The sequence below is a fragment of the Pseudomonas simiae genome, from assembly GCF_000934565.1.
Taxonomy (GTDB): domain Bacteria; phylum Pseudomonadota; class Gammaproteobacteria; order Pseudomonadales; family Pseudomonadaceae; genus Aquipseudomonas; species Aquipseudomonas simiae.
In genome coordinates, this window is sequence record NZ_CP010896.1 from 5,732,029 (window position 1) to 5,745,045 (window position 13,017).

The following is a 13,017-nucleotide window of genomic DNA, read 5'->3' on the forward strand; positions in this document are numbered from 1 at the left end:
TCAGCAACACATCTGTATCTGACAGACCGCTATCGCAGGCAAGCCAGCTCCCACAGTTGGACTGTGGTGTTCTTCAGATAGCATTTCAATCATTGACCTGCTTGGGCGGCGGGAGGGTGAACCCCGACACCGACCGGCGCAACTGGCTAGCCATTTTCGCCAGGTTGCCAATGCTTTCAGCCGTCGCCGTGGAGCCCGACGAGGTCTGGGTGGTGATCTGCTGGATCACATTCATCGTCAGGGAAATCTGCCCCGCCGACGAGGTCTGTTGCTGCGCCGCGTTGGAGATGCTCTGGATCAGCGCCGCCAGGGTTTTCGACACGCCTTCGATCTCTTCCAGCGCCACCCCGGCGTCCTGGGCCAGCCGCGCACCGCGCACCACCTCGGTAGTGGTCTGCTCCATGGAAATAACCGCTTCGTTGGTGTCGGCCTGGATCGCCCGTACCAGGGTTTCGATCTGCCGGGTGGCCGCCGATGAGCGCTCGGCCAGGCGCTGCACTTCATCGGCGACCACCGCAAAACCGCGCCCGGCATCCCCCGCCATGCTCGCCTGGATCGCGGCGTTGAGGGCGAGGATGTTGGTCTGGTCGGCAATGTCGTCGATCAGGCTGACGATGTCGCCAATCTCCTGGGACGACTCGCCCAAGCGTTTGATGCGCTTGGCGGTGTCCTGGATCTGCTCGCGAATGTTGTCCATGCCGTGGATGGTGTTGTGCACCACCTCGTTGCCCTTGTTGGCGATTTCCACCGAGCGCTCCGCTACCGCCGAGGACTCGGCGGCGTTGGCCGAAACCTGATCGATGGACTGGGCCATCTGGTTGATTGCGGTGGAAGCTTCAGCGATCTGCTGGGCCTGATGCTCCGACGCCTGGGCCAGGTGCATGGCGGTGGCCTGGGTGTCCTGCACCGCACCAGCGACTTGCCCGGCGGTCAGGTTGATGGTGGCGACCAGGTCGCGCAGTTGGTCGACGGAATAGTTGATGGAGTCGGCGATGGTGCCGGTGAAGTCTTCGGTCACCGAGGCGGTCACTGTGAGGTCGCCGTCGGCCAGGTCTTCGATTTCATCCAACAGACGCATGATCGCGTTCTGGTTGCGTTCGTTCTTCTCGGCAGTTTCGTGCAATTGGCGGTTGGTCTCGCGCACCATCACCAGGCCGATCAGGATGATCGAGGTCAGCGCCAGAAGGCCCAGCACATAGCCGCCGATGGTGTCGAAGCTGCGCCCGCTGGCGAGGTTTTCAAACCCGGTGGCCAGGTGCGAGGCTTCCTCAAGCAGCGTTTGCGACAGGTTGAAGATATTGCTCGCCGAGGCTCGCACCTGGAACAACTGCGGCGAGGTTTCGAGGATTTCATCCACGGAGCCGGAGACAAACTCGAACAGCTCGGCGATTTCCGTCAGGCGTGCGCGGGCGTCGCGGTCTTCGACCTGGGTGATGCGCAGGCCGGGGTTGCCCTGGAGCATGCCGCTGAGCACCTGGCCAAAGCGGTTGGCATCACGGCCAAAGGCGTCGGCGGCCTGCACGGCGGTTTCGTCGCCGGCCAGCACGGTGTTCACCGCGCCAAGGATGCGTTCGGCCAGCAGTGATTGGCGCTGGGCCAACGCTACTTGGCTGGCCGGCGCGCCACGCTGCAGGAGGATGTCAACGACCTTTTCCGACTCCATCTGCAGTTGCGGCACGGTTTCGGCAAGGGTCGCCGCCACCTGATGCAACGACAGCACGGTCTGCTCACTGGCGAGGATCGCATCGGTGTTCTTCAGCAGCGCTTCCCAGTCGGTCTGTACCGCGCGCATCTCGGCGCGTACGGCGCTGGGTGCGGCAGGCAGGCCGGTTTGCGGATCACCTTTTTTCAGGTAACCCCAGCGCTGGGCGAAGTCGTTGCGCGCCTCCCCCAGCAACTTGAACGCAGCCGCCTTGCCGGCGGCGGCTTCGGTGGCGTTCTTGGCAATGCGCTGGGACAGCACGCGCAACTCACCGGCGTGGCCAATGTACTGCTTGTCATAGGTGGACTGGGTGTTGAGGTAGGCGAAATTGGCGAACAGCAACATGATGAACACGATCAGTGCAATGAATAGCACGACGATCTGCGAGCGACTGCGCGAGCCGGCCTGGGGTTTTGGCGTGGTAGCGGTGGTCATGCGGCAACATCCATGAAGCCAGGGGCCTGGGCCAGAGCGAAGGGGCTGAAGACCTGCCACAGCGGGTCGCCATCGAACCGGCCCTGGATAAACGGAGCGGCGGGGGCGTCGTTGGCCAGCCATGCGTCTTGTGCGAAATGCTGCATCCCCATCACCTCGTCCACCAGCAGCCCCACAAACAGGTCGTTATATTCCACCACCAACACCCGCCGCTGTTTGCCCGCCTTGGACAGCTCAAGGCCGAGAAAGCCGCCCAGGTCCATTACCGGCAGCAAGCGCCCACGCAGGTTGGCCACGCCCTTGACCCAGGCCTTGACCCCGGGCATCAGCGTGCAACGCGGTTCATGCAGGACTTCGGCGACTTCGCCCATGGGCGCAACATACCAATGCTGGCCCAGGCGAAAGCCGATCCCGCTCCAGCGTTGCAGGCGGGTTTTCTGGGACGGCAGGTCAGCCGCCAGCAGACGGCAACGTTGGTCGATGCCCAACAGCAGCTCGAAGGCGGTTTGCGACTCGGTCATGATGGCGGACCGTCAGCCGGCCAATACCTTGTTCAGGGTGGCAATCAGGGTTTCTTCGTCCACCGGCTTGGTCAGGTAATCCTTGGCGCCCTGGCGCGCGCCCCAGATCTTGTCGGTTTCCTGGTCCTTGGTGGTGATGATGATGATCGGGATGCCGTTGGTTTCCGGCTCCTTGGACAGCTGGCGGGTGGCCTGGAAGCCATTCAGGCCAGGCATCACGATGTCCATCAGTACGGCGTCGGGCAGTTCCAGGCGGGCCAGGGCCACGCCATCCGCGCCGTTTTCGGCCTTGAGGACTTGATGGCCATGCTTTTCCAGCATGCCCGTCAGTTTGTACATTTCGGTCGGCGAGTCGTCGACGATCAGAACACGTGCCATGGTTTTCCCCACTACATAGGTGGACGCCGGCCCTTGTGAGGCGGCGTCAGTGTGCTTGTTCTACTGCGGCGAACCCCGGCACGTAGGCCTTGATCGCACCCAGCAGTTCGTCCTTGCTGAAAGGCTTGGTCAAAAACTGATCGACACCGACAATGCGCCCCTTGGCCTTGTCGAACAGGCCGTCCTTGGAGGACAACATGATCACCGGGATCGACTTGAACGCCGGGTTGTTCTTCACCAGTGCGCAGGTCTGATAGCCATCCAGGCGCGGCATCATGATGTCGACAAAAATAATGTGCGGGTGATGATCGACAATCCGGGCCAGGGCATCGAAACCGTCGATGGCCGTGATGACATCGCATCCCACATTCTTCAACAAAGTTTCAGCGGTGCGGCGGATCGTCTTCGAATCGTCGATCACCATCACTCTCAAGGCGTTGGAATGCTGTTCCATATCTGCTCTGCCATCGCCACAGCGAATCGGTTTTCGGTGTGTACTGCCTGATGTTGCACAGGATGAGCGCCACAAGCCTTGGAATTCAAGGGCTGCTGCGCCGTGGCAGTCTTTTTAGCACAGTCTCCGGACGCAATCTATCGAGCAACCGGCCAGGTGGTTTTTCCTTGACCCACAACAGCCACAGCGCCACTCTGACGCCACTTTTATGCGCCCTAATTTGCTAGAGGAAATCCCCCATGAGCGTTCGCGTCGGCATTGTCATGGACCCTATCGCCAGCATTTCCTATAAAAAGGACAGCTCGCTGGCCATGCTCCTGGCCGCCCAGGCCCGCGGCTGGACCCTGTTCTATATGGAACAGCGCGATCTTTACCAGGGCGACGGCGAGGCCCGTGCACGCATGCGCCCGCTGCAGGTGTTTGCCAACCCGCAGAAGTGGTTCGAGCTTGCGGATGAAATCGACAGCCCGCTGAGCGATCTGGACGTGATCCTCATGCGCAAGGACCCGCCGTTCGACATGGAATTCGTCTACTCCACCTACTTGCTGGAGCAGGCGGAGCGCGCCGGGGTGCTGATCGTCAACAAGCCGCAGAGCCTGCGCGACTGCAATGAAAAGCTGTTCGCCACCCTGTTCCCACAATGCACGCCGCCGACCGTGGTCAGCCGCCGCGCCGACGTGCTGCGTGAGTTCGCCGCCAAACATGGCGATGTGATCCTCAAGCCGCTGGACGGCATGGGTGGCACCTCGATCTTCCGTCACCGCGCGGGCGACCCGAACCTGTCAGTGATCCTGGAGACCCTGACCGCCCTGGGCACCCAGCAGATCATGGGGCAGGCCTACCTGCCGGCGATCAAGGACGGCGACAAGCGCATCCTGATGATCGACGGCGAGCCGGTGGATTACTGCCTGGCGCGCATCCCGGCGGCCGGCGAGACCCGCGGCAACCTGGCGGCCGGTGGTCGTGGTGAAGCACGCCCTCTGTCGGACAAGGACCGTTGGATTGCAGCCCAGGTCGGCCCGACCTTGCGTGAAAAGGGCTTGCTGTTTGTCGGCCTGGACGTGATCGGTGAGCACCTGACTGAAATCAACGTCACCAGCCCGACCTGCATCCGCGAGATCGACAATGCGTTTGGCACCAACATCGGCGAAATGCTGATGGCCGCCATTGAGCGCAAGCTGCAAGCCAAGTGATATAGAACAGCCGGACACGCACCAACATTGCGCTATCATGCCCCACCTGTGAAACGCGCGATGTTGGTTTTTTTGTCATGACACTCCCGTCCGAGCTGCCCCCCGAACTCTCCCACAGCGGCGTGCGCCCGGCTGATCGGCTCGGTTTTACCCTGTTTCTGGCAGCGTTGATTCATCTGGCCCTGATCCTCGGCGTGGGTTTCACCATGGTCGAGCCCAAACAGATCAGCAAAACCCTGGAAATCACCCTCGCCACGTTCAAGAGCGAAAAAAAGCCCGAGAAAGCTGATTTCCTCGCCCAAGACAACCAGCAGGGCAGCGGCACCCTCGATAAAAAGGCGGTACCCAAGACCACCGAGGTCGCACCGTTCCAGGACAACAAGGTGAATAAAGTCACCCCGCCGCCGGTGCCCAAGCCGGAGGTCAAGCAGGCCGCGCCCAAGGCTGCGGTGACCACCGTCGCGCCCAAGCCGCAGAAAGCCCCGACCCAGCGCGAAAAGACCAAGACCGAACCCACGCCCGAGCCCGTAAAGCCGGCACCGACATTCGACAGCTCGACGTTGTCCGACGAGATCTCCAGCCTCGAAGCCGAACTGGCCAATGAACAACAGCTGTACGCCAAGCGCCCGCGCATCTACCGGTTGAACGCGGCCTCGACCATGCGCGACAAAGGCGCCTGGTATAAGGACGAATGGCGCAAGAAGGTCGAGCGCATCGGCAACCTCAACTACCCGGAAGAAGCCCGGCGTCAGCAGATTTACGGCAATTTGCGTCTATTGGTTTCAATCAACCGCGACGGCACGTTATATGAAGTGCAGGTGCTGGAATCGTCCGGCCAACCGCTGCTGGACCAGGCCGCCCAGCGCATCGTGCGCCTGGCCGCGCCCTTCGCGCCGTTCAGCGGCGATTTGAACGACGTCGACCGCCTGGAAATTATCCGCACGTGGAAGTTCGCCAAGGGCGATCGGTTGTCGAGCAATTGATGACAATTGCCACCTGCGGCCCATCACCAGCTTGTCAGTTCGCCCCTCCACCGCCACACTATCGAACATGAAAAACGTCAGCCCGACCTACCTCAAGCATCAATTCCTGATCGCCATGCCCCATATGGCCGACCCGAACTTTGCGCAGACCTTGACCTACATCGTCGAGCACACGGCCAATGGTGCCATGGGGCTGGTGGTCAACCGCCCGCAGGAGCTGAACCTGGCGGACATCCTTGAACAACTGCGCCCGGAAGTCGACACACCGGCCCGTTGCCAGGGTGTGCCGATCTACATCGGCGGGCCAGTGCAGACCGATCGTGGTTTTGTGCTGCACCCGACGGGGCCGAAGTTCCAGGCCACGGTCGATCTGGACGGTGTGTCGCTGTCCACCTCCCAGGACGTGTTATTCGCCATCGCGGACGGTGTAGGCCCCGAGCAAAGTGTGATCACCCTCGGATACGCGGGCTGGGAAGCCGGCCAATTGGAAGCCGAGCTGGCCAGCAATGCCTGGCTGACGTGCCCCTTCGACGCGGAAATCCTGTTCAACACCCCCAGCGAACTGCGCCTGGAAGCGGCTGCCGCCAAGCTGCGGGTCAACCTCAGTTTGTTGACCAGCCAGGCGGGGCACGCCTGATGGCTTTACGTCTGATCCTCGGCTTTGACTACGGCACCAAACAGATCGGCGTCGCGGTCGGCCAGGTGATCACCGGCCAGGCCCGCGAGCTGTGCACCTTGAAAGCCCAGAACGGTGTGCCGGACTGGAACCAGGTCGAGGCCCTCATTAAAGAGTGGAAACCCGATGCGGTCGTGGTCGGGCTGCCGTTGAACATGGACGGCACCCCCAGCGACATGTGCCTGCGCGCCGAAAAGTTCGCCCGCCGCCTCAATGGCCGCTACAACCTGCCCTTCTATACCCATGACGAACGCCTCACCACCTTTGAAGCCAAAGGCGAGCGCCGTGACCGTGGCGGACAGAAAGGCAGCTACCGCGACAATCCCGTGGACGCCATCGCCGCCGCCCTGTTGTTGCAGGGATGGCTGGATGAAAACACTGCTTTATTTGAATCCTGACTGACGCGGCTTGCCGCGTCTTTTTACGTTTGAGCCCGGACCTTGCAGGCCCCCGCCGCGCAAGGCCTTGAAGGAGCCACCATGAGCCTGCCGAACCCCGCCGAACTGATCAGCCAGATGGCCACAAGCCTCACGGCCCATCTGCAACACCGCTCTATCAGCGAGCCGCGCTTCATCGGCATTCGCACCGGCGGTGTGTGGGTGGCCCAGGCGCTGCTGGAAGCACTGGGCAGCGACTCGCCCCTCGGCACCCTCGATGTGTCCTTTTACCGGGACGATTTCAGCCAGAACGGCCTGCACCCGCAAGTGCGCCCGTCGGCCCTGCCGTTCGAGATCGAGGGCCAGCATCTGGTGCTGATCGACGACGTGCTGATGAGCGGCCGCACGATCCGCGCCGCCATGAACGAACTGTTCGACTACGGCCGCCCGGCCAGCGTGACCCTGGTGTGCCTGCTGGACCTGGATGCCGGCGAACTGCCGATCAGCCCGGATGTGGTCGGCGCCACACTGTCGCTGCAAGCCCACCAGCGGGTAAAATTGTCCGGTCCCACGCCGCTCGAACTCGAACTGCAAGACCTCGCCCTTTAAACCGCCTTGTAAAGAGTCCCCGCGATGACGCCTCTAGATGCCAAGCGCCCGCTGCAGCTCAATGCTCAGGGCCAGTTGCAACACTTCTTGTCCCTCGACGGTTTGCCCCGCGAACTGCTCACCGAAATCCTCGACACCGCCGACTCGTTTCTCGAAGTCGGTGGCCGCGCGGTGAAGAAGGTCCCGCTGCTACGCGGCAAGACCATCTGCAATGTGTTCTTCGAGAACTCCACGCGCACCCGCACCACGTTTGAACTGGCGGCCCAGCGGCTGTCGGCCGACGTGATCACGCTGAACGTGTCCACCTCGTCGGCGAGCAAGGGCGAAACCCTGCTCGACACCCTGCGCAACCTGGAAGCCATGGCCGCCGACATGTTCGTGGTCCGCCACGGCGATTCCGGCGCCGCGCACTTCATTGCCGAACACGTGTGCCCGCAGGTGGCGATCATCAACGGCGGCGATGGCCGTCACGCGCACCCGACCCAGGGCATGCTCGACATGCTGACCATCCGTCGGCACAAGGGCAGTTTTGAAAACCTCTCGGTGGCCATCGTCGGCGACATCCTGCACTCGCGGGTTGCGCGCTCGAACATGCTGGCCCTCAAGGCCCTGGGTTGCCCGGATATCCGCGTGATCGCACCCAAAACCCTGCTGCCGATCGGCATCGAGCAGTACGGTGTGAAGGTCTACACCGACATGGCCGAAGGCCTCAAGGATGTGGACGTGGTGATCATGCTGCGCCTGCAGCGCGAGCGCATGGCCGGTGGCCTGTTGCCGAGCGAAGGCGAGTTTTACCGCCTGTTCGGCCTGACCACCGCGCGCCTGGCCGGCGCCAAGCCGGATGCCATCGTGATGCACCCGGGCCCGATCAACCGTGGGGTGGAGATTGAGTCGGCAGTGGCCGACGGCCCTCAATCGGTGATCTTGAACCAGGTCACCTACGGCATCGCCGTCCGCATGGCCGTGCTGTCCATGGCCATGAGCGGGCAAACCGCGCAACGTCAATTCGAGCAGGAGAACGCCCAGTGAAGCTCAGCATCCTCGGCGCCCGCGTCATCGATCCGGCCAGCGGCCTGGATCACGTCACCGATCTGCATCTGGAAGCCGGCAAGCTCATCGCCATCGGCGGCGCCCCCGCGGGTTTCAGCGCGACTGAAACCATCGACGCCAACGGCTTGGTGGCCGCACCTGGCCTGGTCGACCTGAACGTTGCCCTGCGCGAACCGGGCTACAGCCGCAAGGGCAACATCACCAGCGAAACCCGCGCCGCAGCAGCCGGCGGCGTGACCAGCCTGTGCTGCCCGCCGCACACCAAACCGGTTCTCGACACCTCGGCCGTGACCGAGCTGATCCTCGACCGCGCCCGCGAAGCCGGCAATTGCAAGGTGTTCCCCATCGGCGCCCTGAGCAAAGGCCTGGAAGGCGAACAACTCGCTGAACTGATCGCCCTGCGTGACGCCGGTTGCGTGGCCTTCGGCAATGGCCTGGAAAGCTTTCGCAGCACCCGCACGCTGTTACGCGCCCTGGAATACGCAGCGACCTTCGACCTGACGGTGATCTTCCATTCCCAGGACCGCGACCTGGCCGAAGGCGGCCTGGCCCATGAAGGCGCCGTGGCCAGCTTCCTCGGCCTGCCGGGCATTCCGGAAACCGCCGAGACCGTGGCCCTGGCCCGTGACCTGCTGCTGGTGGAGCAAAGCGGTGTGCGCGCGCACTTCAGCCAATTGACCAGCGCTCGCGGCGTCGCCCTGATCGCCCAGGCCCAGGCCCGTGGTTTGCCGGTCACAGCGGATGTGGCGCTGTATCAGCTGATTTTGACGGATGAGGCGCTGATCGATTTCTCCAGCCTGTACCACGTGCAACCGCCGCTGCGCACCCTGGCCGACCGTGAAGGTTTGCGGGCGGCGGTCAAGTCCGGTGTGGTCTCGGCGATTTCCAGCCATCACCAGCCCCATGAGCGAGATGCCAAGCTGGCACCGTTTGGCGCGACAGAGCCTGGCATCAGCAGTGTCGAACTGTTGCTGCCGCTGGCGATGACGTTAGTGGAAGATGGACTGCTGGACTTGCCGACACTGCTGGCCCGCCTGAGCGCCGGCCCGGCCGAGGCCTTGCGCCTGCCGGCCGGTAAGTTGGCGGTGGGTTCGGCGGCGGATCTGGTGCTGTTTGATCCGGCCAGCTCGACGATTGCCGGGGAACAGTGGCTGTCCAAGGGTGAGAACTGCCCGTTCATCGGGCATAGCCTGCCGGCGACGGTGCGTTACACCTTGGTGGATGGGCGGATCAGCTACCAGGCCTGATAGAACACATCCAATGTGGGCACGACCCATGTAGGAGCTGGCTTGCCTGCGATAGCATCACCTCGGTTTGGCTCAAAGACCGAGGTGTCTGCATCGCAGGCAAGCCAGCTCCCACACAAGCCAGCTCCCAGATTTGATTGTGTGCAGACTTACCGTCCGGCGTTGCGCTCGGCATTGCGGATCGAAATCTGCGTATTCAACGTCCAGAAGTCATACAGCACCCCCACCAGGAACAAACCGCCGGTCAGCAGGTAGATCAGGCCGGTGATCCATTTGCCCTGATACATGCGGTGCACGCCAAACACACCTAGAAACGCCAACAGGATCCAGGCCACGTTGTATTCGATGGGTCCGGCGGTAAAGCGCAGGTCCGCTTCACGGTCCATGGCCGGGATCAGGAACAGGTCGATCAGCCAGCCGATACCCAGCAAGCCCAAGGTGAAAAACCAGATCGTGCCGGTCACCGGCTTGCCGTAATAGAAGCGATGCGCCCCGGTAAAACCGAAAATCCACAGCAGGTAGCCGATCACCTTACTGTGGGTATCTTGCTGCGGACCAATCTGCTGATAGGTGTTCATCGCGTACCTCTTTTGCTTCGATAGATAAATTTTTTCACTTTCTTTGTGACTTTTTTACAGGCGCCCGACGTACGGCAAATGGTATCTTCCCTGCCCTGAAAGCCTTATGCCACCTGACCTGTGTAGGACAATTGCGGCGAATCGTCGCGTTTTTCCTGATTTTGACGTCAAGGTTCAGTCGACAAACGGCCTGAGAACGACACAAAAAGCTGTTATAAAGTTGCGCGCAAACCCATAAGAGCCACGCCTAATGCGACCATTTTTCAAGACATGGCTAACCATTTGCCTATTAATGCCACTGGCCGCCCACGCCACCAATCGTGAGCAACGACTTCCTAACGTTAACGGTTTCACCCCTAAAGTCCACAGCACGCCAAGCACCGCCAAATCGGTAAAGCTGACCGTCAACCGCCCGACTCAAGTGAGCAAGGCCCACAACGGCAAAGCAGTTCCAGGCCTGGTCGGCGTCAACACCAAGCAGAGCAGCACCGTCCTCAGCCGCGCCGTCAACGTGCTCGGTACTCCTTATCGTTGGGGCGGCAGCAGCCCAAGTAAAGGGTTCGACTGCAGCGGCTTGGTAAAATACGCGTTCAACGACGTAGCCGCCGTGGACCTGCCGCGTACTTCCAATGCCATGGCCGCTGGCCACGGGCAGAAGGTTGATCGCAAGGATTTGAAACCAGGTGACCTGCTGTTCTTCAAACTCAAGAGCCGCCAGGTGAACCACGTTGCCATTTACCTGGGCAATGATCGCTTCATCCACGCACCGCGCCGTGGCAAATCGGTCAGCATCGACACGCTGAAGAAGCCGTTCTGGAACAAGAACTACGTGATTGCCAAGCGGGTGCTGCCGAAAGAGCAGAATAACCTGCGGATCGTTCAGCGCTGATTTCAGGCTGAAATGCAGTACCCAATGTGGGAGCGGGCTTGCTCGCGAAAGCGGAGTGTCAGTCAACAGATTAATCGACTGATCTAACGCTTTCGCGAGCAAGCCCGCTCCCACATTTGATTTACATCGTTCTAAAGACCTCATATGTCTGTCGGTACCCTCGCCTTCTCCCGCGCGTCTTCCCGGCTGACCAGCCCCTCCCCGACCAGCACCTTCAAGCTCATATCCAACGTCTTCATCCCCAACGCCCCACCCGTCTGGATCGCTGAGACCATCTGCGCCACCTTGTCCTCGCGGATCAAATTCCGAATGGCCGGCGTGCCCAGCATGATCTCGTGAGCCGCCACCCGCCCGCCGCCGATCTTCTTCACCAGCACCTGGGACACCACCGCTTGCAACGACTCCGACAACATCGAGCGGACCATGGCCTTTTCCCCGGCCGGGAACACATCCACCAGCCGGTCTACGGTCTTTGCGGCCGAACTGGTGTGCAGGGTGCCAAATACCAGGTGCCCGGTCTCGGCCGCCGTCAGCGCCAGGCGGATGGTCTCCAAGTCACGCAGTTCGCCCACCAGGATCACGTCCGGGTCTTCCCTCAGGGCCGAGCGCAGGGCAACCGAAAAGCCATGGGTGTCGCGATGCACCTGGCGTTGGTTGATCAACGCCATTTTCGGCGTGTGGATAAATTCGATGGGGTCTTCAAGGGTGAGGATGTGATGGCGCCGATGCTGATTGAGAAAATCAATCATCGCCGCCAGGGTGGTGGACTTGCCTGAACCGGTCGGGCCGGTGACCAACACGAGGCCCCGGGGCAGTTGGGCGATACGCTGGAATACTTCACCGAGACCAAGGCTTTCCAAGCTCCGGACTTCGGACGGTATGGTACGAAACACCGCGCTCAGCCCGCGATCCTGCCGGAACACATTGGCCCGGAAACGCGCCATGTCGGGCAACTCGAACGCAAAATCCGTTTCAAGAGATGTTTCGAAATCCTTTTGTTGATGCTGATTGAGCAAAGGGCTCAATAAGTCCGCTACTTGCGTAGGTGAAAGCACCGGCCCCTCCAGCGGCCAGACCTCGCCATCAACCCGCAGCATCGGCGCCAGGCCGGCGGACAAATGCAGGTCGGAGGCGCCACGGCGCACGCTGGCCGTGAGTAGTTCAGTGATATCCATAGGGCTTTCCATTTCCAGTAGAATGCCGCGGACTCCATATCCACGGGCGCATCTTGAATGTCGACGATAGCAGACAACATCGGCCAAGTTGGCCAGCGCATCCGCGCCGCAGCCGACGCCGTGCAACGTGACGCAAGCAGCATCCACCTGCTGGCCGTGAGCAAGACCAAACCCGCGCAAGCCGTGCGCGAAGCCTATGCCGCCGGGATGCACGACTTTGGCGAGAACTACCTGCAGGAAGCGCTGGGCAAACAGGTCGAATTAACTGACCTGCCCTTGAGTTGGCACTTCATCGGCCCCATTCAATCGAACAAGACGCGCGCTATCGCCGAGAACTTCGCTTGGGTGCATTCCGTGGATCGCCTGAAAATCGCTCAACGTTTGTCCGAACAACGCCCGGCTGACCTGCCACCGCTGAATATCTGCATCCAGGTCAATGTCAGCGGCGAAGCCAGCAAGTCCGGCTGTACGCCCGCCGACCTGCCGGCCCTGGCCCATGCAATCAGTGCCCTGCCGCGCCTGAAGCTGCGTGGCTTGATGGCGATTCCTGAGCCGACTGAAGATCGGACCGCGCAAGACGCAGCGTTCGCCGCGGTACGCGACCTGCAAAACAGCCTGAACCTGCCGCTGGACACACTTTCCATGGGCATGAGCCACGACCTTGAGTCGGCCATCGCCCAAGGCGCCACCTGGGTGCGGATCGGTACCGCCCTGTTTGGCGCCCGCGACTACGGCCAGCCATGAACATGG

Annotated in this window: 15 protein-coding genes; 9 read left to right on the top strand and 6 right to left on the bottom strand. The window is 61.7% G+C overall.

The genetic code is table 11. From position 1 onward, the window contains the following. Positions 1 to 85: 85 nt before the first annotated feature. The 4 genes from PF1751_RS26095 to pilG are packed head-to-tail and all read right to left on the bottom strand — an operon-like array spanning position 86 to position 3,490. Positions 86 to 2,137, bottom strand: coding sequence for a methyl-accepting chemotaxis protein (locus PF1751_RS26095; protein ID WP_010207214.1), 2,052 nt, complete (start codon positions 2,135 to 2,137; stop codon positions 86 to 88). After that, entirely contained in the window at positions 2,134 to 2,658 is a 525-nt protein-coding gene (locus PF1751_RS26100) for a chemotaxis protein CheW (protein ID WP_044288014.1), read from the bottom strand. Before PF1751_RS26100 ends, PF1751_RS26095 begins: the two co-directional genes overlap by 4 nt. Positions 2,659 to 2,670: 12 nt before the next feature. Continuing rightward, entirely contained in the window at positions 2,671 to 3,036 is a 366-nt protein-coding gene (gene pilH / locus PF1751_RS26105) for a twitching motility response regulator PilH (RefSeq protein WP_010207216.1), read from the bottom strand. 46 nt (positions 3,037 to 3,082) lie between these two features. Beyond that, positions 3,083 to 3,490, bottom strand: coding sequence for a twitching motility response regulator PilG (gene pilG, locus PF1751_RS26110; RefSeq protein WP_010207217.1), 408 nt, complete (start codon positions 3,488 to 3,490; stop codon positions 3,083 to 3,085). A gap of 239 nt (positions 3,491 to 3,729) precedes the next feature. On the opposite strand from pilG, the gene gshB reads away from it, so the two are divergent. The 7 genes from gshB to PF1751_RS26145 all read left to right on the top strand — a co-directional run bounded on the left by gshB (position 3,730) and on the right by PF1751_RS26145 (position 9,625). Continuing rightward, a complete protein-coding gene (gshB, locus tag PF1751_RS26115) occupies positions 3,730 to 4,683 on the top strand; it encodes a glutathione synthase (protein ID WP_010207218.1) in 954 nt (317 codons plus the stop codon). 77 nt (positions 4,684 to 4,760) lie between these two features. Next, a complete protein-coding gene (locus tag PF1751_RS26120) occupies positions 4,761 to 5,666 on the top strand; it encodes an energy transducer TonB (protein ID WP_010207219.1) in 906 nt (301 codons plus the stop codon). 67 nt (positions 5,667 to 5,733) lie between these two features. Continuing rightward, entirely contained in the window at positions 5,734 to 6,303 is a 570-nt protein-coding gene (locus PF1751_RS26125; protein ID WP_010207221.1) for a YqgE/AlgH family protein, read from the top strand. Beyond that, positions 6,303 to 6,740: a Holliday junction resolvase RuvX gene (gene ruvX, locus PF1751_RS26130; protein ID WP_003195067.1), complete on the top strand. Its 438-nt coding sequence runs from the start codon at positions 6,303 to 6,305 to the stop codon at positions 6,738 to 6,740. The genes PF1751_RS26125 and ruvX overlap by 1 nt, the downstream gene beginning before the upstream one ends. A gap of 81 nt (positions 6,741 to 6,821) precedes the next feature. Further along, positions 6,822 to 7,328 carry a bifunctional pyr operon transcriptional regulator/uracil phosphoribosyltransferase PyrR gene (pyrR, locus tag PF1751_RS26135; RefSeq protein ID WP_010207223.1) on the top strand — a complete coding sequence of 169 codons (507 nt, stop codon included), beginning with the start codon at positions 6,822 to 6,824 and terminating at the stop codon, positions 7,326 to 7,328. Between the two features lie 24 nt (positions 7,329 to 7,352). After that, complete coding sequence (locus tag PF1751_RS26140) at positions 7,353 to 8,357, top strand: aspartate carbamoyltransferase catalytic subunit (protein WP_010207224.1); 1,005 nt, start codon at positions 7,353 to 7,355, stop codon at positions 8,355 to 8,357. Further along, positions 8,354 to 9,625, top strand: a complete 1,272-nt coding sequence (locus PF1751_RS26145) for a dihydroorotase (protein ID WP_021492671.1) — start codon at positions 8,354 to 8,356, stop codon at positions 9,623 to 9,625. Before PF1751_RS26140 ends, PF1751_RS26145 begins: the two co-directional genes overlap by 4 nt. Positions 9,626 to 9,774: 149 nt before the next feature. Here PF1751_RS26145 and PF1751_RS26150 read toward each other — a convergent pair whose 3' ends face one another. After that, positions 9,775 to 10,185: an NINE protein gene (locus PF1751_RS26150; protein ID WP_164673138.1), complete on the bottom strand. Its 411-nt coding sequence runs from the start codon at positions 10,183 to 10,185 to the stop codon at positions 9,775 to 9,777. A 268-nt stretch (positions 10,186 to 10,453) separates the two neighbouring features. On the opposite strand from PF1751_RS26150, the gene PF1751_RS26155 reads away from it, so the two are divergent. Further along, positions 10,454 to 11,092 (top strand): C40 family peptidase, encoded by a 639-nt coding sequence (locus tag PF1751_RS26155; protein ID WP_021492670.1) that lies wholly within the window; start codon positions 10,454 to 10,456, stop codon positions 11,090 to 11,092. A 140-nt stretch (positions 11,093 to 11,232) separates the two neighbouring features. On the opposite strand, the gene PF1751_RS26160 is transcribed toward PF1751_RS26155, so the two are convergent. Further along, complete coding sequence (locus PF1751_RS26160; RefSeq protein WP_044288016.1) at positions 11,233 to 12,267, bottom strand: type IV pilus twitching motility protein PilT; 1,035 nt, start codon at positions 12,265 to 12,267, stop codon at positions 11,233 to 11,235. A gap of 57 nt (positions 12,268 to 12,324) precedes the next feature. Here PF1751_RS26160 and PF1751_RS26165 point away from each other — a divergent pair, with 57 nt between their 5' ends. Continuing rightward, the gene (locus PF1751_RS26165) at positions 12,325 to 13,011 is read left to right on the top strand and encodes a YggS family pyridoxal phosphate-dependent enzyme (protein ID WP_010207232.1); all 687 of its coding nucleotides are present in this window, start codon (positions 12,325 to 12,327) and stop codon (positions 13,009 to 13,011) included. Positions 13,012 to 13,017: the final 6 nt, after the last annotated feature.

Excerpts from the sequence above, each read along its gene's own strand:
- PF1751_RS26095 (WP_010207214.1), bottom strand. The coding sequence starts at position 2,137 with ATGACCACCGCTACCACGCCAAAACCCCAGGCCGGCTCGCGCAGTCGC.
- PF1751_RS26100 (WP_044288014.1), bottom strand. The coding sequence starts at position 2,658 with ATGACCGAGTCGCAAACCGCCTTCGAGCTGCTGTTGGGCATCGACCAA.
- pilH (WP_010207216.1), bottom strand. The coding sequence starts at position 3,036 with ATGGCACGTGTTCTGATCGTCGACGACTCGCCGACCGAAATGTACAAA.
- pilG (WP_010207217.1), bottom strand. The coding sequence starts at position 3,490 with ATGGAACAGCATTCCAACGCCTTGAGAGTGATGGTGATCGACGATTCG.
- gshB (WP_010207218.1), top strand. The coding sequence starts at position 3,730 with ATGAGCGTTCGCGTCGGCATTGTCATGGACCCTATCGCCAGCATTTCC.
- PF1751_RS26120 (WP_010207219.1), top strand. The coding sequence starts at position 4,761 with ATGACACTCCCGTCCGAGCTGCCCCCCGAACTCTCCCACAGCGGCGTG.
- PF1751_RS26125 (WP_010207221.1), top strand. The coding sequence starts at position 5,734 with ATGAAAAACGTCAGCCCGACCTACCTCAAGCATCAATTCCTGATCGCC.
- ruvX (WP_003195067.1), top strand. The coding sequence starts at position 6,303 with ATGGCTTTACGTCTGATCCTCGGCTTTGACTACGGCACCAAACAGATC.
- pyrR (WP_010207223.1), top strand. The coding sequence starts at position 6,822 with ATGAGCCTGCCGAACCCCGCCGAACTGATCAGCCAGATGGCCACAAGC.
- PF1751_RS26140 (WP_010207224.1), top strand. The coding sequence starts at position 7,353 with ATGACGCCTCTAGATGCCAAGCGCCCGCTGCAGCTCAATGCTCAGGGC.
- PF1751_RS26155 (WP_021492670.1), top strand. The coding sequence starts at position 10,454 with ATGCGACCATTTTTCAAGACATGGCTAACCATTTGCCTATTAATGCCA.
- PF1751_RS26160 (WP_044288016.1), bottom strand. The coding sequence starts at position 12,267 with ATGGATATCACTGAACTACTCACGGCCAGCGTGCGCCGTGGCGCCTCC.
- PF1751_RS26165 (WP_010207232.1), top strand. The coding sequence starts at position 12,325 with ATGTCGACGATAGCAGACAACATCGGCCAAGTTGGCCAGCGCATCCGC.